We start from the raw sequence: 14,956 nt of genomic DNA, 5'->3' as shown, positions 1-14,956 counted from the left end.
GTAAACGCCAGGTAGCGGCCCGGTGGAGTGTCCTGTGCCACATTTGCACCGTTCCACATCGCCTTGTGTTAATGCCCCCGGCATCGACACGCCCTCTCGAGCAATATGCCGTGAAAGGCAGGGCCTCTACGCCGTAGGCTGGCCGGGTGAACGCCAGTGCATCACCCGATCCGGACCTGCCGACGCTGCGCGATCCGGTGCTCGTGGCCGCCTTCGAGGGCTGGAACGACGCCGCGGACGCAGCGAGCGGCGCCGTCGAGCATCTGGAGCTGATCTGGGACGCCGAACCCCTCGCCGAGCTCGATTCCGAGGACTATTACGACTATCAGGTGAACCGTCCGACGGTGCGCCAGGTGGACGGGGTCACCCGCGAGATCCAGTGGCCCGCCACGACGCTGTCGGTTTGCTCGCCCCCCGGTAGCGATCGCGATGTGGTGCTACTACACGGGATCGAGCCCAATATGCGCTGGCGCAGCTTCTGCGACGACATCCTGGAACTCGTCGAGCAGCTGCACATCACCACCGTCGTCATCCTCGGCGCGCTGCTCGCGGACACGCCGCACACCCGTCCCGTCCCGGTCACCGGCACCGCCTACAACAAGGAGGCGGCCGAGCAGTTCAACCTGGAGCAGACCCGCTACGAGGGCCCGACCGGCATCACCGGCGTGCTGCAGGACGCGTGCGTGCGCGCGGGTGTGCCCGCGGTCTCGTTCTGGGCCGCGGTGCCGCACTACGTGTCGCAACCCCCGAATCCGAAGGCCACCATCGCCCTGCTGCATCGCGTCGAGGAGGTCCTGGACATCGAGGTCCCGCTCGGCGAGCTACCCGCCCAGTCCGAGGACTGGGAATCGGCCGTGGACGAGATGACCGCCGGTGACGAGGAGGTCAGCGACTACGTGCGCTCGCTCGAGGAGCGCGGCGACGCCGCGGTGGATCTCAACGAGGCGATGTCCAAGATCGACGGTGACGCCATCGCCGCGGAGTTCGAGAAGTACCTGCGCCGCCGGGGCGGTCCCGCGGCCGGGTTCGGCATGTAGTACTGCGAAACTCCCTGGCCCCGGCGCGATTTCCGCCCGGGGCCACGGGCGATCCGGCGCGATCAGACCTCGGTGGTCGCGATCAGCGCCAGGTCGTCGGTCTCGGCGTCCGGCAGAATCTGCGGCACCTGGGAACGATGGTCGACCGTCCACAATCGGGCCTCGGCATCCTCCGCCAGCTTCGCGATCAGGATGTCGCGCGGAATCGTCTGGCCTGCCAGATGATCCAGCGACGGCACCACCACGTGGTGCGCGTCGGCACGCTTGAGCTCGGCGGTCAACTCCGCGAACGCGGTGCCGTCGCCGGTAGTCGATTCATGGAACGTCGCGGCGAAACACATTCCGGCGGACGCCGCGAGGCTGCACATGGCGTCCTCGAGCTCCTGGGAGTGGCCGTCGGCCAGTTCGTCACGCACATACCCATAGATCAACGCTTCCACCCGAACCTCCATTGGATCTGGATAAGAATTCGCTGTTCTGTTGTCGGATACCCGCCTGCGGCGGGGTACTGCTGGGACGAGGTACTGCCGTTGCGACCGGACACCGCTGATCCGCGGTACCGAAGGGCCTTCGGAGCTTCCTGTATAGAGCATGCATCATCTACAAATGCAATTACAGATGTCAATCCACTGACATCGAGATGCCCTATCCGGGCCATCTTGCGTTAACTAGGGGGATACTACATAGGTGGCCGCTGGTGACGATCGACCCGTCTGGGCAGTCAGGATGCGTTCCGAGCGCGACGCGAGGGGGTGGTCACAAACCGAGGCGGTACGGGCGATGCGCGCCAAATCCTCGCACACCCTGCCGACGGACAGCACCCTGCTACGCAACTGGCGCCGATGGGAATCGGGCGAGTCCCGGCCGGACGAGTTCTACGCGCCGATCATCGCCGCCGCCTTCGACACGGTCACCGCCGCGTTCTTTCCCAAGGCCCGGCCCAATCGCGACGACGAGCTGCTGTCGTCCACGGGGATGGACACCCTGGAATTCCTCGGCCGGCTGCGCATGTCCGACGTCTCCTCGGCCACCCTGGAAGCCATCCGCATCACCGCCGAGCGGCTGTGCTGCGAATACTCCTGCGCCGATCCGCACGATTTGCACGCCGAGGGCACGGCCTGGCTACGCCGCATCACTTCCCTACTGGACGGTCGACTTACGTTGGCGCAGCATCGCGAGGTGCTCGTGCTGGCGGGCTGGGTCGCACTACTGGTCGGCTGCGCCGACTACGACCTGGGCCGCCGCACCGCGGCCGAGGCCACCCGGCGCGCCGCGCTGTCGCTGGGCCGCGAGGCCGAGCACGCCGAGATCCTCGGCTGGGGCGCGGAAATGGCGGCATGGTTCGCGCTCACCCAGGGCAACTACCGCGGCGCCATCGACGCCGCCGATGCCGCCGTGGCGACCACCCAGCAGCTCGGCGTCGGTGTACTGCTGGCCGCCCAGCAGGCCAAGGGCTGGGCGCGCATCGGCGACCGGTCGGCAATGGAGGCCGCGCTGCGCCGCGGTCGCGCCATCCTGGACCGCCTCGACCATCCGGCCAATCTGGACAACCACTTCGTGGTCGATCCGCAGAAGTTCGACTTCTACGCCATGGACTGCTGCCGCACCATCGGCGAGGACCGCCTCGCGGAAAGCCATGCGCGCCAAGTGATCCAGACGTCCACCGGGCCCTGCGGGACGGTCCTGAAACCGATGCGCGTCTCCGAGGCTCAGCTCACCCTGGCCGTCGTGGCGGTGCGCGAGCGAGATCTGGATCTGGCCGTCGACGAGGGCCTGCGCGCGTTCTCCGGCACGCGCCGGTCGCTGCCGTCGCTGATGTGGATCGCCGGGGAGACCGCGCGGGAGATGATCGAGCGCTATCCCGACGACCCGCGCACCCACAACTATCTGGATCAGCTCCGCTGCCTGGCCACAAACTGATTCGCCCGCGCGAACGCGACAATTGCTACCCTCCTGCGATGGACTTCAGTCTGCGGACCTGCTCGTGGCGGGGGCATGCCACCTACGCGCCCGACGAGACCGAACTTGCCCGCCGCCTTCATGTTTCGACTCCCGCCGGGACCGCCTGGCGGTGCCTGCGCTGCGGCGACTTCGTCGTCGGCGAGCCGCGCGGGCGCGGCCCCGCCGACGAGGCGCCCGAGGTGCCGCGCGGGCGGCTGCTGCGGGACCGATTCATCCTGCGGCTGCTGGCCGTCGAGCGGATCTTCCGCGGAGTGCTGTTCGTCGCGCTGGCCGCCGGGGTGTTCCAGGTGCGCCGCTCGCAGACCAAACTGCACGAATCGTTCGACAAGGAAATGCCGCTCATCCGGCCGATCACCGACCAGCTCGGCTGGAACCCGGACAATTCGAAGATCGTGCACTTCATCGAGGAGGGCTGGAAGCTCTCCCCGACCGTGCTCACCCTGATCGCGGCGGGGTTGCTCGCCTACGCCATCATCGAGTTCATCGAGGCAATCGGGCTGTGGCTGGCGCAGCGCTGGGGTGAATACTTCGCCGTCATCGCCACCGCCATCTTCCTGCCGCTGGAGATCTACGAGCTCACCGAGAAGATCACCGTGCTGCGCGCGGGCATGCTGGCGATCAACATCGTCGCGGTGCTGTGGCTGCTGTGGTCCAAGCGACTGTTCGGCCTGAACGGCGGCGGACGGGCCTATCACGCCGAGCACAACGAGGAGAGCCTGCTCACGGTCGAGCGCTCCGCGGTCGCCGTCGGAACCGGTGCGGCCGAGGGCGGTCCGGACGAGCCGACGGTGCGCATGTCGCACGCGCCGCAGCGAAGCGGCCGCTAGGCGCCGGGAGTCCCGGCACGCCCCGCGCGGCGCGCCGACGCCCGGGCACCGCGTAGCGCGCCTCGGGTTCGGTACTACCCTGTCCCGGTGACCGAGTCCGCTGAAGGATTGCTGCCCGGCGCCGCGCCCGCGGTCGACACGGGTTCCCTCGCGGCCGCACCCGGGGTCCCCCCGGATACCACCCGCGCGGCCGGACCGGACGCTCTTTTCGATGATTCCGCCATCCCGCGGGGCCGAGTTGTCTTCGCCCCCGCGGGAATCGACGCCCTCGCGGTCGAGGACCGGCTGCGGCTGTTCGGTTTCGCCACGGCCGAGAAGCGCGGTGAATACCTGTGGGTGCTGCGCGCGTTCGACCAGGCTCGCGCCGCCTATGTGGTGCTGCTGCACGCCAGCGACGTCGCCGACGCCCTGGCCCGGTTCTCCGACGCGCCGCGGCTGTCCGCCCTCGAGGTCGGACCGCTGCTCGAACAGCTGCACCAGTGGGGCGTGCTGGAGCGTAGCTACGACGGCACCCGCGCGGCGACGCTCGCCGAATATCGCAACCGGCACTTCGTCTACCAGTTCTCCCAGGGCGGATACCACGCCTACCGAGCGGTCACCGAGGTGCTGGGCGCGCGGCTGGACGAGGCGGCCCTCTCGCGCCTGGTGCTGCCCGAGCTGCTGGCCGATCTGCAGGCGCTGGCGCAGGCCAACCGCGCCGGCGACGCCGAGCGGGTCTACCGCATCCTCAAACGGCTCGACACCACGCTCTCGGAGCTGGCCGACCGGGCCGCGCACTTCTACCTGACGCTCGGAGACCTGGTGCGCACCACGGAGGCGACACCGGAATCGTTTCTCGCGCACAAGGATGCGCTGCTGGCGCACATGCGCGAGTTCAGCATGGATCTGGCGCGGTTCGCCCCGCGGCTTGCCGCCGCGATCGCCGAGGTGCAGGACACCGGCGTCGAGGAGATGATCGCGCGAGCCGCGGCGTGCGATGAGCGCGTCCTGCTGAACGTCGCCGATCGCGAGGACGACTGGCGAGACCGCTGGCGCGGGCTGCGCGGGTGGTTCGTCGGCACTGCCGCCGACATCGGTTCGGGCGAAGGCAAATCCGGTGCGGCCGACGGTCCGGCCGGAACCGAGGCCGAGCGGCTCCGGGATGCGACGATGAGTGCCATCGCCGCGGTGCTCTCGCTGCTGCGCCGGGTCACCGAGACGCGCAAGGGCGGGGTGAGCCGGGAGTCGGCGCTGCGGCATCTGGCCGGGTGGTTCACCGCGACGCCGTCGGCCGAGGCGGCGCACGCGCTGTTCGACGCGGTCTTCGGGCTGGGCCGCCCCCGCCACCTGTCCATGGAACATCCGGACGCTGATGTCGTTCCGGCGACCCGATCGTGGTGGGACGCACCGCCGTTGGAGATCGCGCGCACCCTGGCGGAGACCGGCCGCCCGCCCTCGCCGGGGGCGCCCTCGCGCATCTCGCGCAACGACGCGGGCATCCGGCGGCTGCGCCAGGCCCAGCTGGACGCGCAGCGCGCGCGGGCCGCCGCGGCCCAGTCCCTGGCCGCCGCCGACGTGCACGAACGGATCCTGGACGAGGGCGAGACCGAGGTGCTGCTGCGGCTGCTCGACGCCGCCTCGACCGCCTGGGTGCCCGTCAGCGGACGCAGCGGGACCACCGGATCCGAGAGCGGGGTCACCCTGACCGTGCGCGAGCATCCGGGGTCGACGGTCGTGCGGACCTCGCGGGGCCTGTTGCATCTCAACGGGCGCCGCCTCGAGGTGCGCGAGAACGGCCGTGCGCGAACGCCTTCCGCAGGAGGGCGACCGACAGCGCGAGCCGGGGCAGCCGGCGCGGCGACGCCCGGGGCGGGAGAACAGTCGTGATCCACGCACGCTCGATCGATTCGCTTGTGCTGGACAGCTACCAGCGCGCGGCGCGGGTGATTCTGTCCAATCACCTTGTCACGCGGACGTATCCGGATCGCATCGCGCTACCGCTGATGCGGCGCTGGGCCACCGAGCTGCGCGAGGATCTGGCCGAGCTCTTCGGGTATCGGCTCGAGGTCACCGAGACCACCGCGCGGCTGTTTCCCGTGCTGGACCGGCTCGATCCCGGCCGCCCGGCGCGCACGCCCGCCGAGCGCGTCTTCGACCGCCGGCGCTACGCCTACCTGGCGCTCGCGCTGGCAGCGCTGGGTCGCGCCGGGGACCAGATCACACTGTCGGAGCTGGCGGACCGGGTGGCGTCCTATGCGACCCGGGTGGACGGGCTCGAACTCTCCACGGACCGGGCCGCGGATCGCGACGCCTTCGTCGACGCGGTGGCCTGGCTGGGCGCGCGCGGCGCGCTGACGCTGGCCGACGGCGACGCGGGCGGCTGGGCGGCGGATCCCGAGGCCGGCGAGGCGCTGTACGACATCGACCGGACCGTGGTGCTCGCGCTGTTCCGGCCGCCGCGGGCGCTGCAGCATCTGCAGAGCGTGCAGGGACTGCTGGGCGGCGAATCCGAGGGCGGCACGGGCCGTTCCGCGCCGCAGACCCGCGCCGCGGCGGCCCGGCGGGTGCGCCGCGCGCTGGTCGAGCGGCCCGTGGTGTACGCCGGCGAGCTCACCGGCGAGGAGCGGGCGCAACTGGCCACCGAGAAAGTCGTGGCCGAGGTGGAGCTGCTCACCGGCCTGCGTGCCGAGCGCCGCGCCGAGGGCGTAGCGCTCATCGACACCTCGGGCCGCTTCTCGGACATCCGATTCCCCGGGACCGGGACCCTGGCCCAGGTTGCGCTGCTGCTGGTCGGCGAGATCGCGGATCTGGTGCTGGACATCGACCACCCCGTCGAGCGCCGCCCGCGGCCCGAGCCGGGTACGGCCCTGGCGGCCGCGCTCGACGAGGCGATCCCGGGGTCGACGGTCTTCGCGCCCCTGGTCGTGCCGCCGGATTTCGATGTCCCCGAGGACGATTCGCCCGATCCGGACGAGCCGCACGACGCGGTGGAGAACGGCTACCCGATCATCCCCATGGCATGGATCCGCGAGACCGTCCAGGCCCTCACCGACCGCTACGGGTCCACCTTCGCCGCCCAGTGGCAGGCCGACGTCCCCGGCCTCACCCGCGAGGTGCTGTCCCTGCTCGAACGCCTGCACCTGCTCGAGCGCTACGTCGTGCCGGAGCCGGCAACCGAATCCGCGGTCGCAGCCGCGGAATCCGAATCGGCGGTCCACGAATCCGAGCCCGTACCAACAGAATCCGACGAGACACCGACCGTCTCGGCTGTTGCGCCTCTCACCCCCGGGGACGACGCCCTGCTGATCCTGCCCGCCCTCGCCCGCTACCGCGGCGCGGTCGTCACCGTACGCACGCGGGCGGAATCCGAACTCTTCGCCTCGGCAACCGCACTCGGCGACCACGCCGCTGCCTCCGGGCCCGCGAGATGACCGCCCGGTGCGTACGGACGGTTCGGGGCCGGTTCGGCGTCCGGGGACTGCGCCGCATTCCGAATCCCCGTCAGCGTTCGGGGCCTTCCCGGGCTCGGCGCGCACGGGGCGCGCCGGCCCGCGGGCGGCAGATCCACTCAGCACAGAAGGGGAGTTGATGGAGCTCATACACGGTGGAGTTCGGTTCGTGCCGACGCGCGCGGGCATCATCAACCTCTGGGACTACCGCGATCAGGAATTCTGCTTCGCCGACGGCCGGCTGGTGCTGCGCGGGCCGAACGGCTCGGGTAAGACCAAGGGCCTCGAGGTGCTGTTCCCGTTCGTGTTCGACGGGCGGATCGAGCCGCGCCGGCTCAACCCGTTCGCCGGTGAAGAACGCACGATGAAGTCGAATCTGCTGTACCGCAAGCAGGAATCGGCGTACTCGTACGTGTGGATGGAGTTCGCGCGCGGGCGCTGGGACGATCCCGAGATCGTCACCGTCGGCATCGGCATGCGCGCCACCCGCTCCTCGGACAAGGTGACCCGCTGGTATTTCGTCGCCGACGGCCGTGTGGGCGTGGACTTCTCGCTCATCGGACCGGACGATCGGCCGTTCACCCGCAAACAGCTCGCGGAGCAGATCGGCACCGACGCCATCACCGACCGGCCGGTGGACTACCGCGCGGCCATCGACGCGCGCATGTTCGGCCTGGGCCTGCAGCGCTACGACCAGCTGATCAATCTCATTCTGACGCTGCGCCGCCCGCAGCTGGCCAAGAACCTCGATCCGCGCGGCCTCTCGCAGGCGCTCACCGACGGCCTGCGGCCGCTGGACGAGCAACTGATCCTGGACGCCGCCCGCTCGTTCAGCGATATGGAGGAGGTGGGGCGCACCCTCGAGGGCCTGGTCCAGGCCGACACCGCCACCCGCACCTTCGTGGACGTGTATCGCAAATACCTTGCGGTACAGGCAAAGAGCGATGTCGAGCAGGTGCGCGGACGCCTGGACGCGGTCACCCACTCGAGCACCGCCCTGTTCGCGGCCACCGCGCTGCGCGAGCGCCGCGAGAGCGGTCGAGCCGACGCCGAGGCGCGCGCGGAGGCCGCCGACCGCGCCTACGAACAGGCCCTCACCGACCGCGAAACCCTGCAGCGCTCCAGCGCGTACGAGGGTAAGCAGCAGCTCGACGACCTGGCGGACGCGGTCAGGCGCCTCGAGACCTCCGCCGCGGTACACCGCGACAAGGCCACCAAGGCCCAGCAGGCCGTGGGCCAGCGCGGCGCGGAGGCCGAACGGGCCCGCACCGCGGTCGAATCCGCGGCCGCGGCCCTCTCACGCGGCGAGGACGAGCTGCGCGCGGCCGCCGAGGAAGCCGGGATCGCCTGGTCGGCGCTGCCGGAATCCGCACGCGCGGAACATCTGACGACGACCGTTCGCAGTCATGCCGAGGAGCGCGATGCCGACGTGCGCGCGGTCCGCCAGGCGCTGACGCTGGTCGACACCGCCGCCGCCGACCGGACTCGCACCGAGCGCGCCGCCCAGCGCGCGGGCGAGCAACGCGACACCGCCGCCGCCGACTTGGCCCGTGCCGAGGGCTCGGTCACCCTGGCTCGCTCCGAAACCGCTGCGGCGCTGCGAGAATGGTGGGATACCCACGGCCGCGCATGGCGCGAGAGCGACGACGAGGCCGCCGGGAACTCCCCGGCCGGACTGTTCGCCGCGCTCGATGCCGCCCTGAGCCAGGCGGGCGCCGGCGATGCACCCACCCTGCCCGAGGTCCTGGCCGAACACACCGAACCGCTCACCGACGCGATCCACGCCCGACGCCAGACCGCGCTCGCCGCCGCCGAGCAGGCCACCACCCGGACCTCCGCGCTGCGCGCGGAGCGGGACCGGGTCGCCGCCGAAAAGGACGACGCCCCACCGCCGTTCCCCGCCCGCACCGGCCCCCGCGACGCCCACCTGGGCGCACCGCTGTGGCGCCTGGTGCGCTTTGCCGACGACGTCTCCCCCGAGCACGCCGCGGGGATCGAGTCCGCCCTGCAGGCGGCCGATCTGCTCGACGGCTGGGTCTGCACCGGGGCCGAACTGCCGCCACATGATTCGGATCAGTTCCTCGTCCCGCTGCCTCCCGAGCTGCGTCCGGCGGGGCGCACTCTCGCTGACGTGCTTGTGGTAGAGGATGATTCGGATGCCCTGACCGTTCCTCGCGAGACCGTCCGCGGCGTACTCGCCTCCATCGCGCTCGCGGACGCAGTCAACCGCGGCGATACGTCGACGCCAGGGACCCCCACTCGTCGATCGCCCGGCGGAGCAGCCCGGAATACGTCGACGACGCCCGGTGATGCCGCGACCCGGCCCGAGGGCAACGCGACCACACCCGAGAACAACGCCACCGCACTCGGCGGCACTGCGACCACGCGCGCCGACAACGCCGCCGCGCCCGGCGGTTGTACCGCCCCGTCGGCAACGGGAACGGACGTACTCAGAGTCGACGGTGCGATCTCCGGCTCGTCCCGTGCGCAGACCGGCCACTCGCGCGCGGCCGGCGCCCGCACCGCCGGTGACCCGGTGCTCATGACGGCCGGCACCGTCGATGGAATAGCGTCCGCCTCCATCACGATCGCCGCCGATGGCCGCTACCGCCAGGGCGTGCAGCTGGGCCGCCACACCAAACCGCACGCCGAATTCATCGGGGCCACCGCCCGTGCACGCCGCCGCGAGCTGCGGCTGGCCGAGCTCGCCGAGGCGATCGAGGCCACCGAGCAGGCGCGGCATGACGCCGTCACCGAGCAGGAGGCCGCGACCGCCGAGCTGACCCGAATCACCGCCGCCGCCAAGGCATTACCGCGCACCCACGCCGTCACCGCGGCTTTGCGCGCGGTGTCCGAGGCCGCAGGGATGCTGCGCTCGCGCACCGAGGGCGCGACTCAGGCCGAGCGCGATCTGGATCAGGCGGTGAGCGAATTCACCGTCGCCGACAAGAAGGTCCGGGCGGTCGCGGCCGCCCACAACGTCCCGCGCGATGCGGCCGAGCTCGACGCCCTGGCCGCCGCCATCCGGCACTTCGAGAACACCGGCACCGCACTGCTGCGGCTGCGCGGGGACCATCAGCGCGACCACGAACGCGCGCGCGAGACCGACGATCGTCTTGCCGAATCGCGAGATCTGGCCGAGGCATTCGCCGAGGAGGCCGAGTCCGCGCGCGCCGGGTACGAGGAGCAGTTGCGCAAGCTCGAGACGCTGCGGGAGGCCCTCGGCGCCGGGGCCGCCGACATCGACCGCGAGCTCGATCAGGCGCGCGAGCGGATCGAGGCGGCGCGCGCCGAGCAGAAGGCCGCGCGCCGGGCGGCGGCCGAGGCGATCGAGGGCGTGGGCACCGCCGAGGGCGCCTTCCGGGCCGCGCACGACGCGCTGGGCACGGCATTGACCGAACTGCTCTCCGATGTCAAACATCTCGCGCCCTACGCCCGACCGGATCTGCTGAGCCTGCTCGGTGCGCCGCCCGAGAGCCGCTGGCCCAGCAGCGAAGCCGCGTGGTCCACCGCCGAGCAACTGCTCTACCGCATCGAGACCGGCGGCCCGGAGATGGAGCTGCGCGTGCTCCCGGATGAGGTACAGACGCTGTTCGACAACCTTTCCGCCGCAACGTCTTCGGTGCGGGCGGGCGAGGCGGCCCGCAAGTCCACACGCAGCGCGGTGACCGCGGCGCTGCAGGAGTTCGACGCCGCCCTGGCCGCGGCCCGCCAGGACTACCGGCTGCAGTGGGACGCCGCCGACGGCCTGACCGTGGTCCAGGTGCACGACGATCAGGGCGTCGCGGCCCTGGCCGACTTCGCGGGGCGCATCGCCGCGGCTCGCTCGGATCAGGAGCTGCTGCTGACCGACGCCGAGCGCCGGATCCTCGAGGACGCGCTGCTGACGGGCCTGGCCCAGCAGATCCACGAACGCACCTGCGACGCACGCGATCTCATCGCCCGCATGGGCACCGAGATGAAGCAGCGCCGCATGTCCTCGGGCAACACCATCGGCGTGCACTGGGTGCTGGCGGACAATCTGTCCGAGTCGGCGCGCGCGGTGTGCAAGCTGCTGGACCGCGACGCGTCGGAGCTGGGCCCGGACGAGCTGGCCACCATCCGCGCTCATTTCGCCGCCGAGATCCGCTCCGCGCGCGCCGCGCACCCCGAGCGCTCGTATCCGGAAATCCTGGCCACCACACTCGACTACCGCACCTGGCGAATCTTCTCGTTCACGCTGATCACCGGCGACGGCAACGAGGACCGCCTCACCGTGGCCCGGCACAGCGCGCTGTCCGGCGGCGAGCAGTCCGTCTCCTTGCATCTGCCGCTGTTCGCCGCCGCCCACGTGATGCTCGATTCGGCCGATCCACAGGCACCGCGGCTGCTCGCGCTCGACGAGGCGTTCGCCGGCGTCGACGACAACGGCCGCAGCGAATTGCTGGGCCTGTCGGTCGATTTCGATCTGGATCTGTTCATGACCGGCTACGACCTGTGGATCACCTACGACCACGTGCCTGCCTGCGCGCACTACGACCTGGCCCACTCGGCGGCCGAGAACACAGTCAGCGCAACGCTTCTGGTGTGGGATTCGCGCGACCTGCTGGCCGAGCACGACGGTTCGGACCTGACCACAGCCCTGGGCTCGCCGAACCGCCGCCGCATCGCGCACACGGTCGAGGGGGCCATAACGCTGGACGAAGCGCTGGCCACCCCCTAGTCCCACTGCCGGCCGTCTTCTCGGTCCCCGCAATTCCGGCGTGCTGTCCACCGTCGTACGGCCCGCCTCGGCCGGAATCCGCTGGTTCGCTGAGGATCCCGACCCGAGCATGCCGGGCCGACCGCGGCAACGACGATCGACCGCCGGAAGGAGGTTGGACACCAGGTGCGCGGGGGCGATCGCGCTCTCACACGGTGATGCCCAGCGCCCCCGCGACAGCCCGGGTCGAATGCGCCGTGATCTCCGCGGGCTGCCGGCCGCGATGCTCGGCCAGGTCGTAGATGACGCGTTCGTCGAAGATGGTGATCCACAGCAGGACCGCGTAGGTGAGGTCGAGTTCGCGCTGGTCCTTCCCTCGCGCGCGAGGGCGCCCAGCACATCGGCAAGCATGGCGTGCATATCGGTGATCGCCTCGTCACCGTCGTTGAGCCGCTCGATGAATCCGGCGCCGCTGCGGATGTAGCGCACGGCCGGCCCCCACTGCATGGACTGCTCCACCCAGGTGGCGCAGAAGCGGTGCCGGTGGTACCCCTCCATCCTGAACGAACCCGCGCCCCGCCATGCCGACCGGGTCGGCATGGCCGCGCCGTCACAGCCGGTTCAGCAGGCCGATGCGCGGGGACACGGCCGAATCCAGCTGCAGCGCAATGATCACGGCGATGCTCAGATAGGTGCTCAGTGGGCACAGCGCCACCGCCGCGGCGTACAGGCCCTGCACGGCGACTATGCGGCGGCGGATTGCCCGCAGGTCCCGCGGGCCGGTCTGCTCGCCCAGCAGGCCCGCGCGTTCGGCGTATCGCAGCCCGGCGAGCTGCACCAGGCCCAGATACACCAGGTTCACCCAGTAGACCAGCAGCGCCAGCCGCGCGGCGGTGAACGCCGCCAGCAGCGCCGTCGCGAACGGCACGACCGCGATTCCGAACAGGAACATGATGTGGATCCACGCGAGCGTCCGGTCGCCACGGGCGATCAGGTTCAGCTGAGCCTGCTGGCCCAGCCAGAACATGCCCAGCGTCACGAAGCCGAGCAGGCAGATCGCGAACTTCGGGCCCACGTCGGTGATCACCTGCCAGACCGGCGCCTCGGCCGACGCCGCCCCCGGCGCCCACAGCAGGTGCTCGTGCCACACCTGGGTGGCGGGTACGTGCAGGTCGAGCACCAGCAGTGTCATTGCGACGGCGAAGATTCCATCGCTCAGCGCGGCCAGGCGACCGAGATCCTGTCCGGCGATGCGGTTGTAGTGGGCCATCACCCTCCTTGCGTGCCGGGCCAGTGTGACATCCGCGCCCGCGCCACTGTCGAGTAGAGAACTGCTGGTGCTCATCATGGCGCAGCCGAATCCGGCGACCGGCATGATGCCGTACTACCGGCACGCCTGGGCGCTCGCGCCGCTGCTCATCACGGTGATCTTCGCCGCGTACCTGTTCGCGCTGACGCCGGCGCTGCCCCTGCTCGGTACGCCCCCTCACGCAGGGGGTGGTGGTGGCGCATCGGGGTGGGCGCCGATTGCGCGATGGCACTGGCACATTCGGCCTGGATCGCCTGCCTCGCACGAATCTGCGCGGGCCTGTCGGTGGGCTTGGTCACCGGATCGCCGGCCGGGCTCATCCTCGAGCGCCGCGGCGAGCGCGGCCGCACCGCGATGGCAAGCGCGACCGTATTCGGTTCTGCGCTGGGCATATTCGCCGCGGCCACGGTCGCGCAATATCTGCCCGCCCCCGGGGTCACGGTCTACCTCGCGCACGCGATCGCGCTCGGGCTCGTCACCGCGCTCGTGCTGTCCGATCGTGCGGCACCCGCCGCGGCCGCCATGAGCACCGCACCTGCCCCGGCGGCAGACAGGGTCTGAAGCACGAAAACACCCGGTCGACAGGGTGATACAAATCGATGGCGCAGAATTGGCACCGAGTGCCGTGGCCCTACACCGACGCGAACCGCGCTGCGGCGCGGCGGTTCTCGGACGAGATGGTGCGTCACGCACTCGCCGTGGGCGGCACCGCCACCGGCGGGCACGGCATCGGTCTCGCCGAGAAGGAGTACCTGCGGCCCGAACACGGTGCCGCCGTGGACATCATGGCCGCGGTGAAACACGCCCTGGATCCGGACGGACTGCTCGATCCGGGCAAATCCTGGACGCGTGAGCCGGTCCGCTACTCAGCGCATTCCGGAATCACCGAGCACGGCACCGACGCTGGGGACCGACCCATCCCCGATGCCGGGCACGACGACCGCGGGGATCGGTGCGTCCCTGGTCGGCCGGCCGTGCTGGGCATAGCCGAGCCAGCCGGTGCCCACGAAGACCGCCAGCAGCAGCGCGGTCGGAAACTCCAGTAACAGCCACCCCGAGGAACCCCACAGCCCAGCCCATGCCCCGCCACGCTCCGGGCCGGTACCGCGCCGCGCGTCCACATCGTGTTTCCGGCCACCGAGGGGCACCGACCAGCCGCCCGAGTCCGCAACCCGCCCTTGCAACCCAACCTCCATTGTCTCGCACGGTCCGGTCAGATGCCCGGACGTCGCCGGATACCCACAATGCCGGTTCCCAATCTACGCCACACCGGGGATGGACAGCACATCCGGCGCGTTCTTCACAGTTAGCTGAAAGTCGGCCTCCAGCAATTTGTTACGGATGTCCGATTCGTTTCGGAGCGCGATCAGCGAGGCCATCGCGGATACCCCGATTCCGGAGACCAGCATCGATCCAGCAATTCGCGTGTGCATGCCGAGATGGTAACCGGCAATGTGCCACAGTCCGCGCGGGGCCCGCCGCCTTTGCTGACAGCCTCGAGAAAATCGCCTACCGAGCACTAGCATCGACGCGAGAAGTGTGCATTCCGGCGAGATCTCCATGCACTTACATGCCGTTAACCAATCATTCGCTACGCTGTCGCCCAGGCGCTCGATCGATCCACCGGTGCGCCATTGCTTCCCGGCCCGACGGACTCACGCTCAGGAGGTACCGACCGATGCCGCGCATGATCCGGATACTCTCCGCCGCAC

At 70.6% G+C, this 14,956-nt stretch carries 12 protein-coding genes; 9 read left to right on the top strand and 3 right to left on the bottom strand.

The features are described 5' to 3' along the window. Window positions 1-146: 146 nt before the first annotated feature. Complete coding sequence (locus tag KO481_RS10815) at window positions 147-1,037, top strand: PAC2 family protein (protein ID WP_215916920.1); 891 nt, start codon at window positions 147-149, stop codon at window positions 1,035-1,037. 62 nt (window positions 1,038-1,099) lie between these two features. On the opposite strand, the gene KO481_RS42890 is transcribed toward KO481_RS10815, so the two are convergent. Then, window positions 1,100-1,477 (bottom strand): hypothetical protein, encoded by a 378-nt coding sequence (locus KO481_RS42890; protein WP_308166500.1) that lies wholly within the window; start codon window positions 1,475-1,477, stop codon window positions 1,100-1,102. 340 nt (window positions 1,478-1,817) lie between these two features. On the opposite strand from KO481_RS42890, the gene KO481_RS10805 reads away from it, so the two are divergent. The 6 genes from KO481_RS10805 to KO481_RS10780 all read left to right on the top strand — a co-directional run bounded on the left by KO481_RS10805 (window position 1,818) and on the right by KO481_RS10780 (window position 12,419). Continuing rightward, the gene (locus KO481_RS10805; RefSeq protein ID WP_245400733.1) at window positions 1,818-2,957 is read left to right on the top strand and encodes an NsdA family TPR-like regulatory protein; all 1,140 of its coding nucleotides are present in this window, start codon (window positions 1,818-1,820) and stop codon (window positions 2,955-2,957) included. 38 nt (window positions 2,958-2,995) lie between these two features. Next, window positions 2,996-3,826, top strand: a complete 831-nt coding sequence (locus KO481_RS10800) for a DUF2127 domain-containing protein (RefSeq protein ID WP_215916918.1) — start codon at window positions 2,996-2,998, stop codon at window positions 3,824-3,826. A 285-nt stretch (window positions 3,827-4,111) separates the two neighbouring features. Next, window positions 4,112-5,692 (top strand): TIGR02677 family protein, encoded by a 1,581-nt coding sequence (locus KO481_RS10795; RefSeq protein ID WP_215917335.1) that lies wholly within the window; start codon window positions 4,112-4,114, stop codon window positions 5,690-5,692. Beyond that, the gene (locus KO481_RS10790; protein ID WP_215917334.1) at window positions 5,692-7,236 is read left to right on the top strand and encodes a TIGR02678 family protein; all 1,545 of its coding nucleotides are present in this window, start codon (window positions 5,692-5,694) and stop codon (window positions 7,234-7,236) included. Before KO481_RS10795 ends, KO481_RS10790 begins: the two co-directional genes overlap by 1 nt. Window positions 7,237-7,393: 157 nt before the next feature. Next, on the top strand, window positions 7,394-11,956 hold the full coding sequence (locus KO481_RS10785; protein ID WP_215916917.1) for an SbcC/MukB-like Walker B domain-containing protein: 4,563 nt from the start codon (window positions 7,394-7,396) through the stop codon (window positions 11,954-11,956). Between the two features lie 229 nt (window positions 11,957-12,185). Further along, window positions 12,186-12,419 (top strand): hypothetical protein, encoded by a 234-nt coding sequence (locus tag KO481_RS10780; RefSeq protein WP_215916916.1) that lies wholly within the window; start codon window positions 12,186-12,188, stop codon window positions 12,417-12,419. A gap of 126 nt (window positions 12,420-12,545) precedes the next feature. On the opposite strand, the gene KO481_RS10775 is transcribed toward KO481_RS10780, so the two are convergent. Next, window positions 12,546-13,310: a TMEM175 family protein gene (locus KO481_RS10775; protein WP_215916915.1), complete on the bottom strand. Its 765-nt coding sequence runs from the start codon at window positions 13,308-13,310 to the stop codon at window positions 12,546-12,548. Window positions 13,311-13,469: 159 nt separating this feature from the next. On the opposite strand from KO481_RS10775, the gene KO481_RS10770 reads away from it, so the two are divergent. Both KO481_RS10770 and KO481_RS10765 read left to right on the top strand, forming a co-directional pair. Beyond that, window positions 13,470-13,805 (top strand): hypothetical protein, encoded by a 336-nt coding sequence (locus KO481_RS10770; protein WP_215916914.1) that lies wholly within the window; start codon window positions 13,470-13,472, stop codon window positions 13,803-13,805. Between the two features lie 38 nt (window positions 13,806-13,843). Continuing rightward, window positions 13,844-14,290 (top strand): FAD-binding oxidoreductase, encoded by a 447-nt coding sequence (locus tag KO481_RS10765; protein WP_215916913.1) that lies wholly within the window; start codon window positions 13,844-13,846, stop codon window positions 14,288-14,290. A 213-nt stretch (window positions 14,291-14,503) separates the two neighbouring features. Here KO481_RS10765 and KO481_RS10760 read toward each other — a convergent pair whose 3' ends face one another. Then, window positions 14,504-14,677 (bottom strand): hypothetical protein, encoded by a 174-nt coding sequence (locus KO481_RS10760; RefSeq protein WP_215916912.1) that lies wholly within the window; start codon window positions 14,675-14,677, stop codon window positions 14,504-14,506. Window positions 14,678-14,956: the final 279 nt, after the last annotated feature.

Origin of the sequence: Nocardia albiluteola (genome assembly GCF_018860155.1) — a bacterium.
Classification (GTDB): domain Bacteria; phylum Actinomycetota; class Actinomycetes; order Mycobacteriales; family Mycobacteriaceae; genus Nocardia; species Nocardia albiluteola.
This window is presented reverse-complemented; position numbering and strand designations above follow the sequence as displayed.

Coding starts and splice junctions, on each gene's coding strand:
- KO481_RS10805 (WP_245400733.1), top strand. CDS start 1,818: ATGCGCGCCAAATCCTCGCACACCCTGCCGACGGACAGCACCCTGCTA.
- KO481_RS10800 (WP_215916918.1), top strand. CDS start 2,996: ATGGACTTCAGTCTGCGGACCTGCTCGTGGCGGGGGCATGCCACCTAC.
- KO481_RS10785 (WP_215916917.1), top strand. CDS start 7,394: ATGGAGCTCATACACGGTGGAGTTCGGTTCGTGCCGACGCGCGCGGGC.
- KO481_RS10780 (WP_215916916.1), top strand. CDS start 12,186: ATGCGCCGTGATCTCCGCGGGCTGCCGGCCGCGATGCTCGGCCAGGTC.
- KO481_RS10775 (WP_215916915.1), bottom strand. CDS start 13,310: ATGCCGGTCGCCGGATTCGGCTGCGCCATGATGAGCACCAGCAGTTCT.
- KO481_RS10770 (WP_215916914.1), top strand. CDS start 13,470: ATGGCACTGGCACATTCGGCCTGGATCGCCTGCCTCGCACGAATCTGC.
- KO481_RS10765 (WP_215916913.1), top strand. CDS start 13,844: ATGGCGCAGAATTGGCACCGAGTGCCGTGGCCCTACACCGACGCGAAC.
- KO481_RS10760 (WP_215916912.1), bottom strand. CDS start 14,677: ATGCACACGCGAATTGCTGGATCGATGCTGGTCTCCGGAATCGGGGTA.